The sequence below is a fragment of the Spirillospora sp. NPDC029432 genome, from assembly GCF_040703975.1.
Taxonomy (GTDB): Bacteria; Actinomycetota; Actinomycetes; order Streptosporangiales; family Streptosporangiaceae; genus Spirillospora.
This window is the reverse complement of sequence record NZ_JBEZWH010000075.1, coordinates 19,317-37,523: the sequence shown is the minus strand read 5'-3', so window position 1 is coordinate 37,523 and position 18,207 is coordinate 19,317. Positions and strand designations below refer to the sequence as shown.

At 71.1% G+C, this 18,207-nt stretch carries 22 protein-coding genes, 1 tRNA gene and 1 pseudogene; 13 read left to right on the top strand and 11 right to left on the bottom strand.

Going from position 1 to position 18,207, the window contains the following annotated elements; all coding sequences use genetic code 11:
- Positions 1-170 precede the first annotated feature (170 nt).
- The 6 genes and pseudogenes from AB0881_RS35785 (at position 171) to AB0881_RS35760 (ending at position 4,343) form a co-directional block, all read left to right on the top strand.
- A complete protein-coding gene (locus tag AB0881_RS35785) occupies positions 171-302 on the top strand; it encodes a hypothetical protein (RefSeq protein ID WP_366624382.1) in 132 nt (43 codons plus the stop codon).
- Positions 303-432: 130 nt separating this feature from the next.
- Positions 433-747: pseudogene (locus tag AB0881_RS35780) on the top strand (YbaB/EbfC family nucleoid-associated protein); the annotation flags it as partial.
- Positions 748-972: 225 nt separating this feature from the next.
- A complete protein-coding gene (recR, locus tag AB0881_RS35775) occupies positions 973-1,572 on the top strand; it encodes a recombination mediator RecR (protein WP_366624380.1) in 600 nt (199 codons plus the stop codon).
- On the top strand, positions 1,565-2,134 hold the full coding sequence (locus AB0881_RS35770) for a DUF5063 domain-containing protein (RefSeq protein ID WP_366624378.1): 570 nt from the start codon (positions 1,565-1,567) through the stop codon (positions 2,132-2,134). The genes recR and AB0881_RS35770 overlap by 8 nt, the downstream gene beginning before the upstream one ends.
- A gap of 143 nt (positions 2,135-2,277) precedes the next feature.
- Positions 2,278-3,564 (top strand): aspartate kinase, encoded by a 1,287-nt coding sequence (locus tag AB0881_RS35765; protein ID WP_366624376.1) that lies wholly within the window; start codon positions 2,278-2,280, stop codon positions 3,562-3,564.
- Positions 3,565-3,674: 110 nt separating this feature from the next.
- Complete coding sequence (locus AB0881_RS35760) at positions 3,675-4,343, top strand: TetR family transcriptional regulator (RefSeq protein ID WP_366624374.1); 669 nt, start codon at positions 3,675-3,677, stop codon at positions 4,341-4,343.
- Between the two features lie 13 nt (positions 4,344-4,356).
- On the opposite strand, the gene AB0881_RS35755 is transcribed toward AB0881_RS35760, so the two are convergent.
- Both AB0881_RS35755 and AB0881_RS35750 read right to left on the bottom strand, forming a co-directional pair.
- A complete protein-coding gene (locus AB0881_RS35755) occupies positions 4,357-6,129 on the bottom strand; it encodes a prolyl oligopeptidase family serine peptidase (RefSeq protein WP_366624372.1) in 1,773 nt (590 codons plus the stop codon).
- A gap of 44 nt (positions 6,130-6,173) precedes the next feature.
- Positions 6,174-6,956 (bottom strand): MerR family transcriptional regulator, encoded by a 783-nt coding sequence (locus tag AB0881_RS35750; RefSeq protein WP_366624370.1) that lies wholly within the window; start codon positions 6,954-6,956, stop codon positions 6,174-6,176.
- Between the two features lie 165 nt (positions 6,957-7,121).
- Between AB0881_RS35750 and AB0881_RS35745 the strand changes: the two genes are divergently transcribed.
- Positions 7,122-7,319 carry a hypothetical protein gene (locus AB0881_RS35745; protein ID WP_366624368.1) on the top strand — a complete coding sequence of 66 codons (198 nt, stop codon included), beginning with the start codon at positions 7,122-7,124 and terminating at the stop codon, positions 7,317-7,319.
- Between the two features lie 7 nt (positions 7,320-7,326).
- On the opposite strand, the gene AB0881_RS35740 is transcribed toward AB0881_RS35745, so the two are convergent.
- The 3 genes from AB0881_RS35740 to AB0881_RS35730 are packed head-to-tail and all read right to left on the bottom strand — an operon-like array spanning position 7,327 to position 8,792.
- Positions 7,327-7,458: a hypothetical protein gene (locus AB0881_RS35740; protein WP_366624366.1), complete on the bottom strand. Its 132-nt coding sequence runs from the start codon at positions 7,456-7,458 to the stop codon at positions 7,327-7,329.
- 12 nt (positions 7,459-7,470) lie between these two features.
- Complete coding sequence (locus tag AB0881_RS35735) at positions 7,471-7,776, bottom strand: hypothetical protein (RefSeq protein ID WP_366624364.1); 306 nt, start codon at positions 7,774-7,776, stop codon at positions 7,471-7,473.
- Between the two features lie 47 nt (positions 7,777-7,823).
- A complete protein-coding gene (locus tag AB0881_RS35730) occupies positions 7,824-8,792 on the bottom strand; it encodes a LysR substrate-binding domain-containing protein (protein WP_366624362.1) in 969 nt (322 codons plus the stop codon).
- A gap of 77 nt (positions 8,793-8,869) precedes the next feature.
- Here AB0881_RS35730 and AB0881_RS35725 point away from each other — a divergent pair, with 77 nt between their 5' ends.
- Positions 8,870-9,871: a pyridoxal-phosphate dependent enzyme gene (locus AB0881_RS35725; protein WP_366624360.1), complete on the top strand. Its 1,002-nt coding sequence runs from the start codon at positions 8,870-8,872 to the stop codon at positions 9,869-9,871.
- A 111-nt stretch (positions 9,872-9,982) separates the two neighbouring features.
- Entirely contained in the window at positions 9,983-10,471 is a 489-nt protein-coding gene (locus AB0881_RS35720) for a GNAT family N-acetyltransferase (protein ID WP_366624358.1), read from the top strand.
- On the opposite strand, the gene AB0881_RS35715 is transcribed toward AB0881_RS35720, so the two are convergent.
- Positions 10,455-11,024, bottom strand: coding sequence for an SMI1/KNR4 family protein (locus tag AB0881_RS35715; protein WP_366624357.1), 570 nt, complete (start codon positions 11,022-11,024; stop codon positions 10,455-10,457). The genes AB0881_RS35720 and AB0881_RS35715 overlap by 17 nt on opposite strands.
- A gap of 172 nt (positions 11,025-11,196) precedes the next feature.
- On the opposite strand from AB0881_RS35715, the gene AB0881_RS35710 reads away from it, so the two are divergent.
- Together AB0881_RS35710 and AB0881_RS35705 are read left to right on the top strand one after the other, a co-directional pair.
- Positions 11,197-11,655 (top strand): hypothetical protein, encoded by a 459-nt coding sequence (locus AB0881_RS35710; protein ID WP_366624356.1) that lies wholly within the window; start codon positions 11,197-11,199, stop codon positions 11,653-11,655.
- 86 nt (positions 11,656-11,741) lie between these two features.
- Positions 11,742-12,467 carry a DUF981 family protein gene (locus tag AB0881_RS35705; RefSeq protein WP_366624354.1) on the top strand — a complete coding sequence of 242 codons (726 nt, stop codon included), beginning with the start codon at positions 11,742-11,744 and terminating at the stop codon, positions 12,465-12,467.
- Between the two features lie 56 nt (positions 12,468-12,523).
- Here AB0881_RS35705 and AB0881_RS35700 read toward each other — a convergent pair whose 3' ends face one another.
- Both AB0881_RS35700 and AB0881_RS35695 read right to left on the bottom strand, forming a co-directional pair.
- Positions 12,524-12,700 (bottom strand): hypothetical protein, encoded by a 177-nt coding sequence (locus AB0881_RS35700; protein WP_366624352.1) that lies wholly within the window; start codon positions 12,698-12,700, stop codon positions 12,524-12,526.
- Between the two features lie 341 nt (positions 12,701-13,041).
- Positions 13,042-14,205 carry an HNH endonuclease signature motif containing protein gene (locus AB0881_RS35695; RefSeq protein WP_366624350.1) on the bottom strand — a complete coding sequence of 388 codons (1,164 nt, stop codon included), beginning with the start codon at positions 14,203-14,205 and terminating at the stop codon, positions 13,042-13,044.
- A 256-nt stretch (positions 14,206-14,461) separates the two neighbouring features.
- Between AB0881_RS35695 and rox the strand changes: the two genes are divergently transcribed.
- Entirely contained in the window at positions 14,462-16,009 is a 1,548-nt protein-coding gene (gene rox / locus AB0881_RS35690; RefSeq protein WP_366624348.1) for a rifampin monooxygenase, read from the top strand.
- A gap of 87 nt (positions 16,010-16,096) precedes the next feature.
- Here the strand turns inward: rox and AB0881_RS35685 are convergent, their stop codons facing one another.
- The 3 genes from AB0881_RS35685 to AB0881_RS35675 all read right to left on the bottom strand — a co-directional run bounded on the left by AB0881_RS35685 (position 16,097) and on the right by AB0881_RS35675 (position 17,618).
- Complete coding sequence (locus AB0881_RS35685; RefSeq protein ID WP_366624346.1) at positions 16,097-16,321, bottom strand: hypothetical protein; 225 nt, start codon at positions 16,319-16,321, stop codon at positions 16,097-16,099.
- Positions 16,322-16,567: 246 nt separating this feature from the next.
- A tRNA-Pro gene (locus tag AB0881_RS35680) sits at positions 16,568-16,641 on the bottom strand.
- 80 nt (positions 16,642-16,721) lie between these two features.
- Positions 16,722-17,618, bottom strand: a complete 897-nt coding sequence (locus AB0881_RS35675; protein ID WP_366624344.1) for a metallophosphoesterase — start codon at positions 17,616-17,618, stop codon at positions 16,722-16,724.
- A gap of 108 nt (positions 17,619-17,726) precedes the next feature.
- On the opposite strand from AB0881_RS35675, the gene AB0881_RS35670 reads away from it, so the two are divergent.
- Positions 17,727-18,185 (top strand): GatB/YqeY domain-containing protein, encoded by a 459-nt coding sequence (locus AB0881_RS35670; protein ID WP_366624342.1) that lies wholly within the window; start codon positions 17,727-17,729, stop codon positions 18,183-18,185.
- Positions 18,186-18,207: the final 22 nt, after the last annotated feature.

The following is an 18,207-nucleotide window of genomic DNA, read 5'->3' as shown; positions in this document are numbered from 1 at the left end:
GTACCTGATCACCGGCGGGCTCGGCGGCCTGGGCGCGCAGGGCGTGTGGACGGGTTCGATCTGGCTGACGTGCCGCGAGGCGCCGGCCGAGTGAGCCCGCGGCGGCGTCCGTACCGGACCCGGGCCCCCCGCCGCCGGACGAGCCGCCACCGCCGCCGGAGCCCGTCCCGATGGACGAGAGCGACGAGGTGGACCCCGAGGGGGACGCGGACGCGGACGGCTCCGAGGCCGAGTCCAGCGGGATGGCGCTCATCCAGCGCGAGCTGGGCGGACAGATCATCCGAGAGATCGACAACACCTGAGCGGGACCCGCGCGCCGGTGCCCGTACGTATCGGATCGCGGGCGAAAGCCGTAGTCTCGGGAAGACAGGTCGCCGAGCAGCGCCCGTCAGGGGCTGAAAGGAAACGGAGCAAGCCGTGGAACCCGGTGGTTTGAACATCCAGGAGCTCCTGCAGCAGGCGCAGCAGCTCATGGCCGCGCAGCAGGAGCTGGCGGAGGCCGAGGTGACCGGCACCGCGGGCGGCGGCCTGGTCACCGCGACCGTGAACGGTCAGGGCGAGGTGACCGGCCTGTCCATCGACCCGAAGGCGATCGACGCCGACGATCCGGCCGACACCGCCGAGACGATCGCGGACCTCGTGCTCGCCGCGATCCGGGACGCCGGGCGCGCCGTGGCCGACCTGCAGCAGACGACGATGGGACCGCTCGCCGCCGGCATCGGCGGCGGGATCCCCGGGCTGGGCGGTCCGGGCGCCGAGGGCATGCCCGGGTTCCCCGGCATGCCGGCGATGCCCGACCTGCCGGGCTTCCCGGGGTTCCCCGGCGGCACCGGCCCGGCGCCGGAGATCTCCGGCCCGGAGCGGGACGACGACGAGGACGAGCCGGGGCAGGACGAGCCGGGCCGGGACAAGCCGCAGGCCCCCGGGGCCTGACGCCGGCCGGCCGGCAGAACGCGAGAGGAAGGTAGTCCGTTGTACGAAGGGGTCGTCCAGAACCTCATCGACGAGCTGGGCAGGCTGCCCGGCGTCGGCCCCAAGAGCGCGCAGCGGATCGCCTTCCACCTCCTCGCCGCCGATCCCGCCGACGTCGAGCGCCTGGGGAAGGCGCTCAAGGAGGTCAAGGACAAGGTCCGCTTCTGCAGGACGTGCGGGAACGTGGCCGAGGAGGAGGAGTGCCGGATCTGCCGGGACGTGCGCCGTGACCGCGCGGTCATCTGCGTGGTCGAGGAGTCCAAGGACGTCGTCGCGATCGAGAAGACCCGCGAGTTCCGCGGCACGTACCACGTGCTCGGCGGCGCGATCAGCCCGATCGAGGGCGTGGGCCCGGACGACCTGCGGATCCGCGAGCTGATGCAGCGCCTCGCCGACGGCACCGTGACCGAGCTGATCCTCGCCACCGACCCCAACCTGGAGGGCGAGGCGACCGCGACGTACCTCGCCCGCCTCGTGAAGCCCATGGGGCTGAAGGTCACCCGACTGGCCAGCGGCCTGCCGGTGGGCGGTGATCTGGAGTACGCCGACGAGGTGACCCTGGGCCGCGCATTCGAAGGACGGAGGCTGCTCGATGTCTGACGCCAACAGCCCACAGGACTGGAACGCGCTCGCCGAGCGGGTCGCGTGCCATGTGGAGAACTATCTCGGCGGCCTGGAGGCGGTGGCCCGGGGCGACGGCGGCCCGCGGACGGTGCCGCTGCTGCTCCTGGAGGTCTCCCAGGTCATCCTGGCCGGAGCGCAGCTGGGCGCCACCGCCGACGTGATCCTGCCCGACAACTGGGAGCCGGAGGTCGGCGAGGACCCCGATCTGGACCACCTGCGCGTCGGCCTGTCCGAGCGGCTGGTGGCGGTGGACGAGTACACCGAGGTCTTCGACCCGTACAAGGACGGCGAGCCGACCGCGTACCGGCTGTCGGACGACCTGGTCGACGTGGCCAGCGATCTCGTCCACGGCCTGCGCCACTACCAGCAGGAACGCCCGCTGGAGGCGCTGTGGTGGTGGCAGTACTCCTACTTCAACCACTGGGGCAACCATGCCGGCGCGGCCCTGCGGGCACTGCACGCGGTGATCGCCGGGGCGCGGCTGGACGTGGCCGAGGAGGCGCCGGACGTTCCGGAGCAGGCCGCCGCGGTCACCTGACGGTACGGGCGGAAGGCCCGATTCGAGGCCGGTTCGGGGTGGCGTTCCGGTCCTGCGCAGTTACCTGGTCGTAACCCACGGGATCGACCTCGGTAGACTCGTGTGCCTGGAACGCCTGACCCCTATCCGAGGAGCGCCCACTCGTGGCTCTTGTCGTGCAGAAGTACGGTGGCTCCTCCGTCGCCGATGCCGAGCGCATCAAGGCTGTCGCCCAGCGCATCGTCGCTAACAAGAAGGCGGGGCACGACGTGGTCGTCGTGGTCTCCGCCATGGGTGACACGACGGACGACCTGATCGATAAGGCTGAGCAGGTCAGCCCCCTGCCCCCCGCCCGCGAACTGGACATGCTGCTCACCGCCGGTGAGCGGATCTCGATGGCCCTGCTCGCCATGGCCATCGCCAACCTCGGTCACGAGGCCCGCTCGTTCACCGGGTCCCAGGCCGGGGTGATCACCGACGGCTCGCACGGCAAAGCCAAGATCATCGACGTGACGCCGGGCCGGATCCGGACCGCCCTGGACGAGGGCTCGATCTGCATCGTGGCCGGGTTCCAGGGTGTCTCGCAGGGCACCAAGGACATCACCACGCTGGGCCGCGGCGGCTCCGACACCACCGCGGTCGCGCTGGCCGCGGCGCTGGACGCCGACGTCTGCGAGATCTACACCGACGTCGACGGCGTGTTCACCGCCGACCCGCGGATCGTGCCGACCGCCCGCCGCATCCCCCGCATCTCGTACGAGGAGATGCTGGAGATGGCGGCCAGCGGCGCCAAGATCCTGCACCTGCGCTGCGTGGAGTACGCGCGCCGCTACAACATCCCGATCCACGTGCGGTCCTCGTACAGCCAGAAGGAAGGCACGTGGGTCGTCGACAGCAGCGACATCGAGGGCCGGAAGGAAGACGGGGACATGGAACAGGCGATCATCTCCGGGGTCGCGCACGACCGCAGCGAAGCCAAGATCACCGTGGTCGGCGTGCCGGACAAGGTCGGTGAGGCCGCCTCGATCTTCACGGTGCTGGCCGACGCCGAGATCAACATCGACATGATCGTGCAGAACGTGTCGGCGGCCTCCACCGGCCGCACCGACATCTCGTTCACGCTGCCGGCCACCGACGGCCAGACCGCGCTCGCCACGCTCAACAAGGTCAAGGACAAGGTCGGCTTCGAGTCGCTGCGCTACGACGACCGGATCGGCAAGGTGTCCCTGATCGGCGCCGGGATGCGCTCGCACCCGGGCGTCACCGCCTCGCTGTTCTCCGCGATCGCCGACGCCGGCGTCAACATCGAGATGATCTCCACCTCGGAGATCCGCATCTCGGTGGTGGTCTCCCAGGACGACCTCGACACCGCCGTCGGCGCCGCCCACCACGCCTTCGAACTCGACTCCGAGCAGGTCGAGGCCGTCGTCTACGGCGGCACCGGAAGGTAGCGGGTCCACGCGGGAGGGCGCGCCGGCCGGCGCGCCCTCCCGGCGGTCCGGCGGTCACGCGTTGTCGCCGGACATGAGCGAGCCGCGCTTCCGGGCTTTAGGGTGGCAACGTGACCGAGACCAGGCCGGTGAAGTCGGAGCAGACCCGTGCGCTGATCGTCGAGACGGCGCTGCGGCTGTTCCGCGAGCGCGGGTACGAGGCGACCACGATGCGGGGCATCGCCAAGGAGGCCGGGGTCTCGGTCGGCAACGCCTACTACTACTTCGGCTCCAAGGAGGAGCTGATCCAGGCGTACTACGACGAGCTCCAGGAGGAGCACGTCAAGGCGTGCCGGGCGGTGCTCGACGCCGAACGCGACTTCGCGCCGCGGCTGCTCGGGGTGCTGAAGGCGCGGGTCGACACGATGGTGCCGTACCACGCGTTCGCCGGGAAGTTCTTCAAGTTCGCGGCCGAGCCGACGAGCCCGCTCAACCCGTTCAGCTCCGAGTCGGGGCCGTCCCGGTCGGCGGCGGTCGGCATCTACCGCGAGGTCGTGGACGGCTCCACGCTGAAGATCGACAAGGAGTTCCGGGAGGAGCTGCCCGAGCTGCTGTGGCTCTACTCGATGGGCATCGTCCTGTACTGGGTGCACGACAGCTCGCCGGGCTGCCGGAAGACGTACCTGCTTGTCGAGCGGACCGTCCCGCTCGTCAACCGGATGGTGTCGATGTCCCGGCTCCCGGGCTTCAAATCCGTCACCCGGGAGCTGGTCGACATCATCCGCGACGTGCGCGCCTAGCCCCGCACGCCGCTCACGCCAGGCCGAGATGGCGGCGGGCGAACGAGATCTCCGCCTCCATCTGCTTGATCCGCTCCTCGACGACCAGCGAGCCGTGGCCCGCGTCGTACCGGTACACCTCGTGCTCGCGGCCCAGCTCGGTGAGCCTGGCCAGGTAGTTGTCGATCTGCCGGATGGGGCAGCGCGGATCGTTCTCCCCGGCGAGGATCAGCACCGGCGCCTTGACCTGCTCGGCGTACGTGAGCGGCGACGACTCGCGGTAGCGCTCGGGTACCTCCGCGGGCGAGCCGCCGAACAGCGACCGGTCGAACGCCTGGAGGCCCTCCATCTCGTCCTCGTACGCGGCGAAGTAGTCCGCGACCGGCACCGCCGCGACCGCGACCGTCCAGTCGTCCGGCTGTGTGCCGATGCCCAGCAGCGTGAGGAAGCCGCCCCACGAGCCGCCCGTGAGCACCAGCTTGCCGGGGTCGGCGAGGCCCGAGGAGACCGCCCAGTCGCGGACCGCCTTGATGTCCTCCAGCTCGGTCAGCCCGACCCGGCCCTCGATCGCGTCCCGCCACTGCGAGCCGTACCCGGTCGAACCCCGGTAGTTCACCCGCACGACCGCGAAGCCGTGGTCGATCCAGGCCGCCGCCGACGGGACGAACGAGTCCTCGTCCTGCGCGGTCGGCCCGCCGTGGACGTCGAACACGGTCGGGAACGGGCCCGTCCCCTCGGCGGGCCTGCTGACCAGCGCGTGCACGCGGCCGCCCGGGCCGTCCACCCACGCGTCCTCCACCGGTACGGACGGCGGCGCCGGCGGGCCGGGCGGCGTCAGCACCACCGCGCCGGACGTGGACCGGACGACCGGCGGCTCGGCGGCCGACGACCAGGAGAACTCGACCGTCCCGTCCGGCCGGGGAGTGGCCCCGCCGATCACGCCGCGCGGGGTGTCGATCCTGGTCAGCGAGCCGTCGCCGAGGTCGTACCGGTACAGCTCGTCGCGCGCCTCGTGCGAGTGCGAGATCAGCAGCGCGGAGCCGTCCGCGTACCAGTCGGCGCCGATCTCCCCCGGCAGGTCCAGGACGATCTCCTGCTCGGTGCCCGCCACCGGGTCCCAGATCAGCAGCTCGTCGCGGCCCCGCCGCTCATGGTTGACCAGCAGCCGGGTGTCGCCCGCGACCGGCGCGAAGCCGGAGCCGTACACGCCCTTGCCCGGCCCGTCCCACAGGTCGGCGATCCCCATCCCGTCCGGCCGCAGCACGCGCAGCGCCATGTGCCGGCTGTCGCCGTGCTCGCTGTGCCCGATCGCGATCAGGCCCTCGTCCCGCGACAGCGCCGCGACGTGCGCGTCCTCGGCGTGCTCGTACAGGACCTCGGGCTCGGCGCCGGGATGGCACAGGTGCACGGTGTTGCCGTGCTCGGTCGTACGGCCGACGACCGCGAGCCCGCTGGACCCCACGGCCAGCCCGGACGGGTACGCCGGCTCCAGCCCCGGAACGGCCGGCGCGTCGTCGCCGGGCCCGCCGCCGAACGGCGTGCGCCGCCACACGCCGAACTCGTCGCCGTCGGTGTCGGCGAACCACCAGACCCACGCGCCGGTCGGGTCGACGCCGCCCATCCACGTGCCGTTCGGCCGGTCGGTCACCTGCCGGCGCTCGCCGGTCGTCCGGTCCCAGGAGTAGATCTCCCAGGTGCCGGTCACGTTCGACCGGTAGGTGCTGCGGTGCGGGGCCTCCCGGGCCCAGCCGGGCAGGCTCACCCGGGCGGCCCGGAAGCGGGCCTTCCAGCGCTCTTCGTCGACCATGGTGACCAGTATGCCGCCGTGATCGCGCGGGCCGTGCCGCGGCGCTACGCGGAGGGTTCGGCCAGCCGGCCGAGGACGCGGTCGACCTCCGCGCGCACCTGCCGGTCCATCGCCCGCGCGAACGCCGCCTCCACCGACAGCTGCGCGCCCGGCCGCAGCCGCCCGAGGACCTCGGTGAGCCGGTCCAGGTCCTCGTCTGCGAGCCGGGCCACCACATGCCGGGTGATCAGCCGGATGAACACCCGGGCCAGATCGTCCATGCTGCGCTGCAGCTCCTGGCTCACCGAGAGCACCTCGGCCAGCGGCACGCCCGCGCGCACCAGCGTCACGGTCGCGTCCAGCTGGCGGCGGCTCCAGTGCGTGACGCGGTCGCCGTCGACCCGGATGTGGCCCAGCCGTACGGCCCGCTCGACCACGTCGTCGTCGATCTCGTCCGGGAACAGCGCGGTCATCTCGTCCACCGACATCGTCACCGGCGTCTCGGTCGACCACGGCGTGGTCACCGCCTTCTCCACGCCGAGCACGGCCTCGATGTCGTGCCCCTGCTCCCACGCCGACAGCAGCTCGCGGATGCCCTCCAGCGTGTGGCCGCGCTCCAGCAGGTTGCCGATCATGCGGAGCCGGGCCAGGTGGTCCTCGGAGAACAGGCCGATGCGGCCCGCGCGGCGCGGCGGAGGCAGCAGCTTGCGCTCCTGGTAGTAGCGCAGCGTGCGGACCGGGATCCCGGCGGCCCGCGCCAGCTCGCCGATGCGGTACTCCCGTACGGAGGGCCCGTCACGCGAGACGTCGTCGCCGGCTGGGGAATCCTCCGCAGGGTTGTCGTTCACGGCCGCCAGCATAGTTCGCGGCGACCGTCCGGAAGGGGCGATCCCCTGCCGGTCCTCTTGCGTTCAGGCGCCGTCCGGCTACCGTACGGCGGGGGTGGGGAAGGCGCCCGGAGGGCGATGGGCTAGCCTCACCCGGTCTCATCGAGCGCGAAAGGTCCACCGTCCATGGCCAAGATCCCCGCCGCCTTCTTCGCCGCCACCGTGCTGGTCGCGGGGCTGGGCATGACCGCCTGCGGCGAGAGCCGCCACTGCGAGCACGACGCCACGGACCGCGTGGTCGCCGACAGCTACTGCGAGAAGAACACTCCCGGGTACGAGTGGGAGTCCGACAGCGGCAAGTCCAAGAAGCGCAAGAAGCGCTGACCGCGGGCTAGGTGACCCTCCGCACGATCATCGCCCTGCGCGGCCGGCGCCGCGGCGCTTCCTGGACGGAGGTCGCGAGGAGCTGCTTGAGCGTGCGCGGGACGATCGTCTCCGGCTGCTCGGCGAAGCGGGAACGCATGGGGATCTCCCTTCAGGCGGCGGTGGCGTAGGCGGGGAAGGCGAGGCCGACGGCGCCGAGCGCCCACCGCATCCGCGCCGCGTACGACTCGGGGTGGTCACCGGCCTCCTGCGCGACGTACGCGGCGCAGGTGCCGCAGTCGCCGCCGCACGCGTCCAGCCGCTCGCCGATCGCCGCCCGGACCTGCTCGGAGGACGGGTGGCCGGACGCCTGGAGCCGCGAGGCGAAGAGGATCTGGGCCAGCTCGGCCGCCGTGAGGTTCGTCCTGGTGTCGGTCGGCTCGGTGGTCGGCGCGGTGGTGGTCGGCACGGGCGACATCGGATGCCTTCTTCCGTCGGTGGGGCGCCATCGCAACCCCTCACTGCCTAGTACGACTCTGAGCGCTCCGCGGATTCATCGCCATCCGGGAAAACCCCGAAAGAGTCGGGAGGCAGCCCCCGAGAGTCCCGTAGGCCTACCCCCACCGCCAGGGCTTTGCGGCCGGCCCGGATCGCCGGATGGTCCCCGCCCCCGCGCCGTACGGCGGTGAAGATCCGGCGGGTGCGCAGGGCGGCCGGCAGGCGCCTGAGGTGCGCGTTCGCCGGCCGGTCGTACCAGATCAGGTCGGGCAGCAGCGCCGCCGCGTGCCCCTGCTCGACGAGCCGCAGATGCAGCAGCAGGTCGCTGGACTCGTACCGGACGTCCGGCTCGAACCCGGCCCCCCGGCACAGCGCCGTCGCCCACCGCCGCGACGCCGTCCCGGCCGGCTCCATGACCCAGGGCACCTCCGCCCCCGCCCGCAGCCCCTCGGCGTCCGCCGGTACGCCGGGGAGGGCGAGGCGGATCTCGTCGCGGCACAGGTCCTCCTGCTCGATCTCCGCGTGCCTGGCCTCGGGGCTTCCCGGGTACTCCTCGGCGATGACCAGGTCGAAGTCGCGCGCCGTCAGCGCGGGCAGGGCGGTCTCCGGCTCGCATTCGGTGACCTCGACCCGCAGCGCCGGATGCCGTTCCCGCAGCCGGCTTAGGGCGTCCGGTACGAGGGCCAGGGCCGCCGTCTGGAACGCGGCGATGCGCAGTACGCCGGTGATGTCCCGCAGGGACGCGGCCAGCTCCGCTTCGGCGCGTTCGAGCCGTTCCAGGACGGCCTCGGTGTGCGCGACGAGGATCTCGGCCTGCGGGGTGAGCCGTACCCGCCGGCCCACGGGTTCCAGGAGCCGTACCCCGGCCTCCTTCTCCAGTACGGACAGCTGCTGGGAGATCGATGAGGGGCTGTAGGAGAGCGCCTCCGCGACGGCCGCCAGCGTTCCCCGGTGCTTCAGTTCGCGCAGTAGGCGCAACCGATGGAGGTCGAGCATTCTTCGGCTCTCCTTACGAATATCGGTCGAAAACATTCGCTGGACCGATCAAACGCGGTCACGGCACTGTAACCGCCATGGCTCCCGTGCTCGAAGACCTCTACCTGCGCCCCGCGGCCCGCGCCTGGCGCTGCCCGCCCGCGCCTCCGGTCGCGGACTTCCACCGGGCCCTTCCCGGGTACACCCCGACGCCCCTGGTCGAACTGCCCGCCCTCGCCGCCGAGCTGGGCGCCGACCGCGTCTACGCCAAGGACGAGACCCGGCGCCTCGGCCTCCCCGCGTTCAAGATCCTCGGCGCGTCCTGGGGCATCCGCCAGGCCCTGGAGCGCCACCCCGGAGCCGTGCGGCTGGTGACCGCCACGGACGGCAACCACGGGCGGGCGGTCGCCGCCGTGGCGCGGACGCTGGGGCTGGCCGCGCGGGTCTTCGTGCCGGTGGGCGTGCACCCGGCGGCCCGCGCGGCCATCCGGGACGAGGGGGCCGACGTCGTGGACGTCCCCGGCCCGTACGACGAGGCGGTACGGAGGGCCGCGGCGGAGCCGGGACTCCTCGTCCAGGACACGTCCTGGCCCGGGTACGAGGACGTGCCGCGCTGGATCGTCCAGGGCTACTCCACGCTCTTCGCCGAGATCGACGCCCAGCTCGGCGGTGCGCCCGACCTGCTGTCCATCCCCGTCGGCGTGGGCTCGCTGGCGCAGGCCGCGGTCACCCACTACCGGAGCGGCGGCGCGCGCTCCACCCTCCTGTCCGTCGAGCCCGACGCGGCCGCGTGCGTGCTGGAGAGCCTGCGGCGCGGCCGGCCGGTGACCGTACCGGCCGGGACGACGATCATGGCCGGGCTCAACTGCGCGACACCGTCCGGCCTCGCCTGGCCCTACCTCCGGGACGGCCTGGACGCCGCGGTCCGCGTCCCGGACGGCGCGGCGGCGCGGGCCGTACATGATCTGGCAGCGCTCGGCGTCCCGGCGGGGCCGTGCGGCGGGGCGGCGCTCGCCGGCGTCCGCGCGGCGGGCGACCTGGCCCGGGGCACGGTCGTGCTGCTGATCACCGAGGGAGCCGGCGCGAACCCGGCGGTATGACCCTCGCTACAGAATCACCTAACGTCGGTCATTTCGCTCATAATCCACCATTCCACTCGGCGGCTCGCGCGGGGATCATGAGGGCGACCAGCGTGAGAGGTGGACCCCCGTATGCCCGACCTCATCCAGCTCACCGACCGCTCGGACGTCACCGCGCCCCTCCGCCGCGGCCTGATCAACTGCTGGACCGATGTGGCCCGCCACGACGGCGGCCCGTCCAGGAAGAACATCGCTCCCGTCCTGGACACCCTGCTCACCCGCCTGCACCCCGAACGCGAGCGCCTCTTCGCCGCCCTCTCCGGCGCCGCCCTCGTCGGCTGGGCGACCCTCGCCCGCGACGACAACCCCCTGATCGACCACTGGGGCAGGGTCTGCTACCTCCAGACCCACCCCTCGTACCGCAAACGCGGCGTGGCCACCGCCCTGATGCGCCGGCTCCAGCGCACCGCCCGCGAGCAGATGGGCCTCGAACGCCTCCAGCTCGCCACCTGCGGAGGCCACGGACTGGAGAACTTCTACGACCGCCTCGGCTGGCACGAGACCGGCCGCTGGCCCCGGGACGGCCACGAGGAGGTCCTCATGGTCATGGCCCCTCTCTGACCGGCACCCACGCGAAACCGTCCGAGACGGCGATGCACGGACCCTCCGTGCCGCCGTTCTCGGCATGCCCCAGCAGCACCGGGCCGCCCGACTCCAGCGCCTCCGCCACGTCCTCCAGCATCTCCGCGACCCCGCCCCACAAGGGGACGCGGAGCCCCCACACCTCGTGATCCCACAGGTGGACCGTCCCGTACGCCGCCCCCTCCCGCAGATCCACGACCAGCCCGTCACCCCCGCCGCTGGAGGCGATCGGCAGCAGCTCGGGCACGAACCGCTCCGGCTCGTCCGGCTCGTCTTTGGCCACCCGCAGCCAGATCTCCCGCGTCTCCAGCAACTCCGCCGCCGCCATCAGCACGAACCCGCCGTCCGGCGGAAGCCAGTACCCGTCGTCCACCTCCAGCTCCCACAGCGCCAGCAGATCCGCGGGAAGCGGCCGGTCCACCACCGCCTCGACGGCCGCCGCGTCCACCGGCCCCCGCCGCCCGCGCGCGCCCCCGTACTCCCGCAGCCAGGCGTCGATCCGCCCGTACGCCCCCCGCACGTCCGCGTCCATGCGCCCACCGTCCCACGCGCCTCCGACAGATACGAGACATCCCCGAACCGCTCTCCGCCGTCCAACAGGTATGGAGACCGGCTGGCGAGAACGCGTCGCGACAGCCCCGCTGTGGGCCCACTTCCTCGGCTTCCTCTTAGCCGGGCCGGTGTTCGGCCTGCTCATGTGGCTGGTGACGCCTGGCACTAGCGCGCTCGGCGCGGTGGTCGCGGCGATCCTCTTCGGCCCTGCCTTCGCCGCCATGATGACGGCCTGGCTCGCCCTCGTACGGCGCCGGGACCGGGACGCGACCGGCGACCTGGACCGTGACGACGAGGCCCGGATGGTGCACGCCGCCCGCACCGGCCGCCTCCCCGACGACCGGGCCCTCGACGACCCGATGCTCGCCCTCATCGACCGCCGCCGCAGGCAGAACCGCTCCGCGCTGATCCTGAACCCCCCGCTCTTCAGCGGCCTCATCCTGATCAGCATCACGACCATACGATCCTCCGGCAACGACTGGTGGTGGGCCTTCGCGGCCTACTGCCTCGCCATGATCGCTGTCTCGACCCACCAGGCGATAAGGAACATCCGCCGCCTCGACCGCCTGAGGGTCGCCATCATCGCCCGCTCAGGAGAGTCCCGCCCATGACCGCCACGACACCACCCGATCCGATCGCCTGCTGATCGGGACACCCGGCCGCCACTCACCGAACACGCAACATTACTGTAAGTAACGTGAATGATCTTATTCTGGTGATGGCGGAGGCCGATCTCAAGATCGACTGGACCAAGATGCCCACGTACAACACGATCATGGCGGTGGCCGCGGGCGCGGGGCTGCTCCTGGTCGTGGGACTGGGGCGACGGCTGCTGAACCCGCGGGAACGGCTCGAACCCGCCGGCTGGGCCCTGGCGTTCGGGACACTGGGCGCACTCCTGGCCGCGACCGGCCTGCACATGACCCTGACCTGGCCGCTGGCCGGGCAGGGCTTCCCGTTCGACAACATCATCTTCGGTGAGCCGGCGCTCGCGTTCGGCGCGATGCTGCTGGCCGCCGCCCTCTTTCTCTGGAAGCGCGGTGACACGCTGGCCGCCGCACCCGACCGGGTCGCCTTGGTCGCACGGCTCGCCGGACCGCTGTCGATCTTCGTCTTCGGCATGGGCCTGGCCTGCTTCGGCATCGCCGCGGCGGGCTGGACCTACCAGCTCTTCGCGGCACCACCGGAAGAACCGATCTCCGGCGAGTTCGCGGAGTACCCCTGGCTGGAGGCGTCGTTCATCTCGGGCCTGTACGTGCTGGTCGGCATCGGAGCCGTGCTCTTCCCCTTCGCCCTCCGCCGCCCCGAGAACTGGACGACGAAGGTCATCGGCATCGTGTGGGCGATCGCCGGAATCGTGTTCCTGCTGTTCGGCGCCCTGAACTACTTCACCCACATCGGCCTGATCATCAACACGTCCTGACGCGCTTCACCCCTGACGTTCCCGGCCCGCGCCGCCCTGCGCACCCTCTGAAGTCATCAGAGCTCGTCGTCCTCGGCAAGGGCGTCCCATGGGAGATCGGTAATGGCCGCCGCCACGAAGTCGATGACCGAACCGGCCAGGTCGTCCTGGAACCAGACCACCTTCAGCCAGGACTGGTAGAGCACCGGATCGAGTTGCTCATCGATGCGCGACGAGCGGAACGACCACGGCAATACACCGGCGGCAGCGTCTCGACCGGGCCGAACGACAGGCCCCGCGACTCCGGACGAGGGTGCGTCCGCGGCGGCCTGACCAGGTGAACGGGCGGAGTGCTGTACGGGGACTCGCGGCGCTTGGCCAGCGACTCCAGCAGGCGATCGTTCATCGCCGCGTTCGGGTACCCCTCAAGCATCCCGCCATAAGTGGAGAAGACCTCCAGGCCCGTCAATTCGACCTCACGGCCCGAGCTGAGCGTTATCCGAGCGATCGACACGGCCGCGATTGTCCCACGACCTGTGCATGCCGATCCGTACGCTGCGGGGCGTATCAACTGCTCTGCGCCATGCGAGCCTGCTCAGACGTCCCAGACAGCGTGGCGGGAGCGAGCCTCCGTGAGGAGGATCTCGCGTAGCCGTTCGCGACTCTGGCCACGGGTTTTGATGGCGTGGCAGTTGGGACATAGCGCGATCATCTGGGTGGGGTGGTCGCGGCCCCAGCGCGCCCGATCTTCGAGGTGGTCGACTTCCAGGAGGGGCGCCCCGCTGTCGGTGACGTCGTCGGGCTGGCCGGCGCACATCGGGTTCTCGCAGCGGCCGCGGCTGCGCAGGAGCACGGCCTTGACCGCGGTCGCGGAACGGACGGGCCGTTCACCACTCGTACGGCTGGTGCGGTCATGGTCGCCGCGCGCCTCGGCCGCCTCGACGCTACGGCAAAGGCGCTGGTAAGCCGCGAAGTCGTCATGCTCGCCTCGATCGAGACGGATTCCCGTTTCGGGCAGGAGCCCGACATCGTTGAGCAACGCCTGGGGGATCACACCGTCGAAGAAGCGTTGACCGAGTCCAGCGATGGCTTCGGCACGCGCATCCTCGGAGGAGGCCGCCAGCTCGTACGCCCAGGGAGCCAGACCGCTGTGCGGGTCGTGCTCCTCCATCCATCCGAGAGGCTCGCCATGCGCGGCCGGGATCGCCCCAGTGTGGCCACGCATTTCCCACAGGTCAGTACGGGCCAGGGCCAGGATCGGGAACTCCGGCCGGGGCCTCGAACGGGGCTGGCCGTACTCGCGCAGGAGCCCTCGCAGTTCAGCGTGCGCCGCGCTCCAGGCGACCAGGCGCGGGTCACGGCGAGCGGCGCGTCCCAGAGCCCACAGCAGGGTGATCGGCTGGTGCCTGGCCGGCCCGTCGGCGGTACTGGCGACACGCAGCCCCTTCAACTGCGCCATGAGGCGTTGAAGAGGCGGGAGAGGCTCGTCGGTGACCACGTCGAAACCCAGCCGGGTGAGGAGCCGCCCGACGGTCTGCCGTCCACCGGAGAACTCCGCGGCGCTCAGCGGCCGGCCCGCGACGGAACGATAGGCCACGCCCACGATGGCCTTGGAGTCGTAATAGGTCCCGTTGTAGTGCAGCAAGTACTGGCGCGCAGGGTCGAAACCGTACGCCTTGAGGAAACGCTCTCGCCCCATACGGTCGCACTCGGCGATCGCGTCCAGCACGGCCTCGCGCGTGATGGTCGAGAGATCCATAAGCGGATGCTATGTCCGAGTGGTGATAGTTCGCCTCGAATTGGAGGCGGTGCGCGGCCTGGACGTGGCCGGAAAAGGGTTGGACGGGATGACGCTCGGGCTTGTAGCTTGCGGTTGGCCGTGACACCGCCTGAGGAGGTGAGACCCATGAACGCTGTATCGACGTGGGTGCTCTCCTTCCCGTCACGACCGGGCGACTGAGGTAGGTGTCGCCGGGAGCGCCTCGCTGACAAGGCACTCCCGAAAGGCAACACCTATGCACTCTCAGCAGTTCACCGCAGAGCCGCCGCCGAACGATCCGGCCGATCGCGGCTTCACCGTGGGCGAGGCCCGGTCATCGGCCTCCGGCGCCGACCGCGCCGCCCTCACCTTCGACGTGATCATCGCCGGCTGCGGGCCGGCCGGTGCGATGCTGGCCGCCGAACTGCGGCTGCACGATGTGCGGGTACTCGTCCTGGAGAAGGAAACCGAGCCCGTGTCGTTCGTCCGCATAGTCGGCCTGCACATTCGCAGCCTCGAACTGATGGCCATGCGCGGACTCCTTCAGCGTGTTCTCGAACACGGAAGGCGGCGTCCGGCCGGCGGGTTCTTCGCCGCCATCCCCAAGCCCGCGCCCGAGGGCCTGGACTCCCCGTACGCCTACCTGCTGGGCATCCCGCAACCGGTCATCGTCCACCTGCTCGAAGAACATGCGATCGCACTGGGCGCGCAGGTCCGCCGCGGTTGCGCGGTGGCCGGTTTCGAGCAGGACTCCGAAGGCGTGACCGTCGAGCTGGCCAACGGCGAGCGGCTGCGCTCACGCTACCTCGTCGGCTGCGACGGCGCGCGCAGTACGGTCCGCAAGCAGCTCGGCGTCGGCTTCCCCGGCGAGCCCTCGCGGAACGAGACGCTGATGGGCGAGATGGAAGTGGGCGTGCCGCAGGAGGAGATCGCCGCCAAGATGGCCCAAATCGGCGAGACCAACAGGCGATTCTGGCTCAGACCCTTCGGCGGAGGGGTCTACAGCGTCGTGGTCCCCGCCGCGGGAGTCGGCGATCGCGCGAAACAGCCCACCCTCGATGATTTCAAACAGCAGCTCCGTGCCATCGCCGGAACCGATTTCGGCGTGCACTCGCCGCGCTGGCTGTCCCGCTTCGGCGACGCCACCCGGCTGGCCGAACGCTATCGGGTCGGGCGGGTGCTGCTCGTCGGCGATGCGGCACACATCCACCCGCCCATCGGCGGCCAGGGCCTCAACCTCGGTGTTCAGGACGCGTTCAACCTCGGCTGGAAACTGGCCGCGCAGATCCTCGGCAGGGCACCGGAAACGCTGCTGGACACCTACCAGTCCGAACGCCGCCCGGTCGCCGAGGACGTGCTGGACAACACCCGAGCCCAGATGGAACTGCAGTCCACCGAACCGGGCCCGCGGGCCGTGCGCAGGCTGCTCACCGAACTGATGGACATCGACGCGGTGAACCGCCACCTCATCGAGAAGATCACCGCGATCGACATCCGCTACGACTTCGGCGAGGGCCCGGACCTGCTCGGCCGCCGCATGCGCGACATCGACGTGAAGCAGGGCCACCTCTACGGCCTGCTGCATCGCGGCCGCGGTCTGCTCCTGGACCGCACCGAACGCCTGTCCGCCGACGGCTGGTCGGACCGAGTCGATCACCTCGCGGATGCCACCGCGGACATGGACGCCCCGTGCGTCCTGCTACGCCCTGACGGCCACGTCGCCTGGATCGGCGACGACCAGCAGGACCTGAACGCCCACCTCTCCCGCTGGTTCGGATCACCCCTGAGCAAGATCGCCAAGTAGGGCATCGGGGAGCACTCGATCACGAGTGACACCGGCACGGCCATCGAGAACGCGTGCTCCCCGATCCGCTCCCATCGGGGCCTCCGTTCACCGGCACATCGCGTCGATCAGGTTCGGGAAGTCCGGGAACTCCGCTCGCGCCGCCGCCACGATCTCCGCCGTGGAACGGCGCCTGCCCGGCGCGTACCGCTCCGCGATCGCTTGGAACGCCTCGTTCGGCTGCACCCTGCGACCTGGATCTCTGAACATCTCTCCCGGACCCGAGCCGTCCGCGAACGACCAAAGCAGGCCGCCCAGGTCGCGGGCTATCATGCCGCACTCCCCCTCGGAACCGAGGTAGACGACAGGCTGCTCGGCGATGGGCGCACCGGGCCGAGCCAGCCAGAAGCCGACATAATCGCCTCGCCGCCATCGACCTCTTGGTTGCCGGTCCACAGGCTTCGATCGAGATGGCGGCTGCGGCAGGAGGCCCAAGATCAGAGCAAGGCGGCTTAGCCGCTGCTGTATCAGAGAACGACAGAGCCCCCTTCCGTGATCGGAAGGGGGCTCTGATCTATGTCGGGGTGGCGGGATTTGAACCCACGACCTCTTCGTCCCGAACGAAGCGCGCTGCCAAGCTGCGCTACACCCCGGTTGGTGGCTGCCCGGAAGTTGTACACGCTCCCGGCGCCTCGTCCACTCTAGCGGATGCCGGAGGGTGGTGCGTCCCTATTTAGCGGGGGACCAGGGTGAGGAGGGACGCTTCGGGCGGGCAGCAGAAGCGGATGGGCGCCGTGGGGGACGTGCCGAGGCCGGCGGAGACGTGGAGCCAGGAGCCGCGGTGGCGGTGCAGGCCCTTGACCCGGGGGCGGTCGATGCCGCAGTTGGTGGCGAGGGCGCCGTAGAAGGGGACGCAGACCTGGCCGCCGTGGGTGTGGCCGGCGAGGAGGAGGTCGTAGCCGTCGGCGGTGAAGCGGTCGAGGTTGCGGGGTTCCGGGGAGTGCATGACGCCCAGGTGGACGTCGGCCTGCGGGTCCACGGGGCCGGCGATCCTGTCGTAGCGGTCGCGGTTGATGTGGGAGTCGTCGATGCCGCCGAACTCGATGTCCAGCTCGCCGACCTTGAGGCGGCCGATGCGGTTGTTGAGGTCGAGCCAGCCGGCGGCCTGGAGGGAGGAGCCGAGCTCGCGGTACGGGAGGTCGGGCTCGCGGCGGCGCTTCTTGTAGTCGGCCTTGCTGGTGCGCCAGACGTAGCGCAGGGGGTTCTTGAAGATCGGCGAGTAGAGGTCGTTCGAGCCGTACACGAAGGCGCCCGGACGGTCGAGGAGGGGGCCGAGGGCGTCCAGGAACGGGCCGATCGAGTCGCGGTGGGAGAGCGTGTCGCCGGTGTTGATGACGAGGTCGGGTTCCAGGGCGTCCAGGGAGCGGACCCAGGAGATCAGGCGGCTCCGGCCCGGGGTGAGGTGGGCGTCGGAGATGTGCAGGATCTTGACGGAGGGGCGGCCGGGAGGCAGTACGGGTACGTCGAACCGGCGGAGCCGGAACCAGTTCCGCTCGATCACGGACGCGTATCCGAACGTGGCCGCGCCCGCACTCGCCAGTCCCAGGGGTACGGCGTAGAGCTTTCGCACGGTTCTCCCTCCAAGGGCCCAAACCCGACGCCTCATATGCTCCCAGAATCGGGCAGCCGCGCGTAATCCTGGTGAGCTCGGGTGGGGGCGGCGGGCATGATTGACCCCATGAGTGCCCTGAAGGAGAAGCTGGAGACCGATCTCTCGGCCGCGATGAAGGCCCGCGACGAGGTGCGTACGCGCACCCTGCGGATGGCCCTCACCGCGGTGAAGAACGAGGAGGTGGCCGGCAAGAAGTCCCGCGAGCTGTCGGACGACGACGTCGTCAAGGTGCTCGCCCGGGAGGCCAAGAAGCGCCGGGAGGCGGCGACCGCGTTCGAGGACGCGGGCCGCGGCGAGCAGGCGCGGGCGGAGCGGGACGAGGGCGCCGTGCTGGAGGACTACCTGCCCGCGCAGCTCGGCGACGCGGAGCTGGCGGCGCTGGTCGCGGACGCGATCGCGGAGACGGGGGCGGACGGGCCGCGGGCCATGGGGCAGGTCATGAAGGTCGTGAACCCGAAGGTCGCCGGGCGTGCCGAGGGCGGCCGGGTGGCCGCGGAGGTCAAGCGGCAGCTCGCCGGCGAGTGAGAAACGCCCCCCGGTCTCCCGG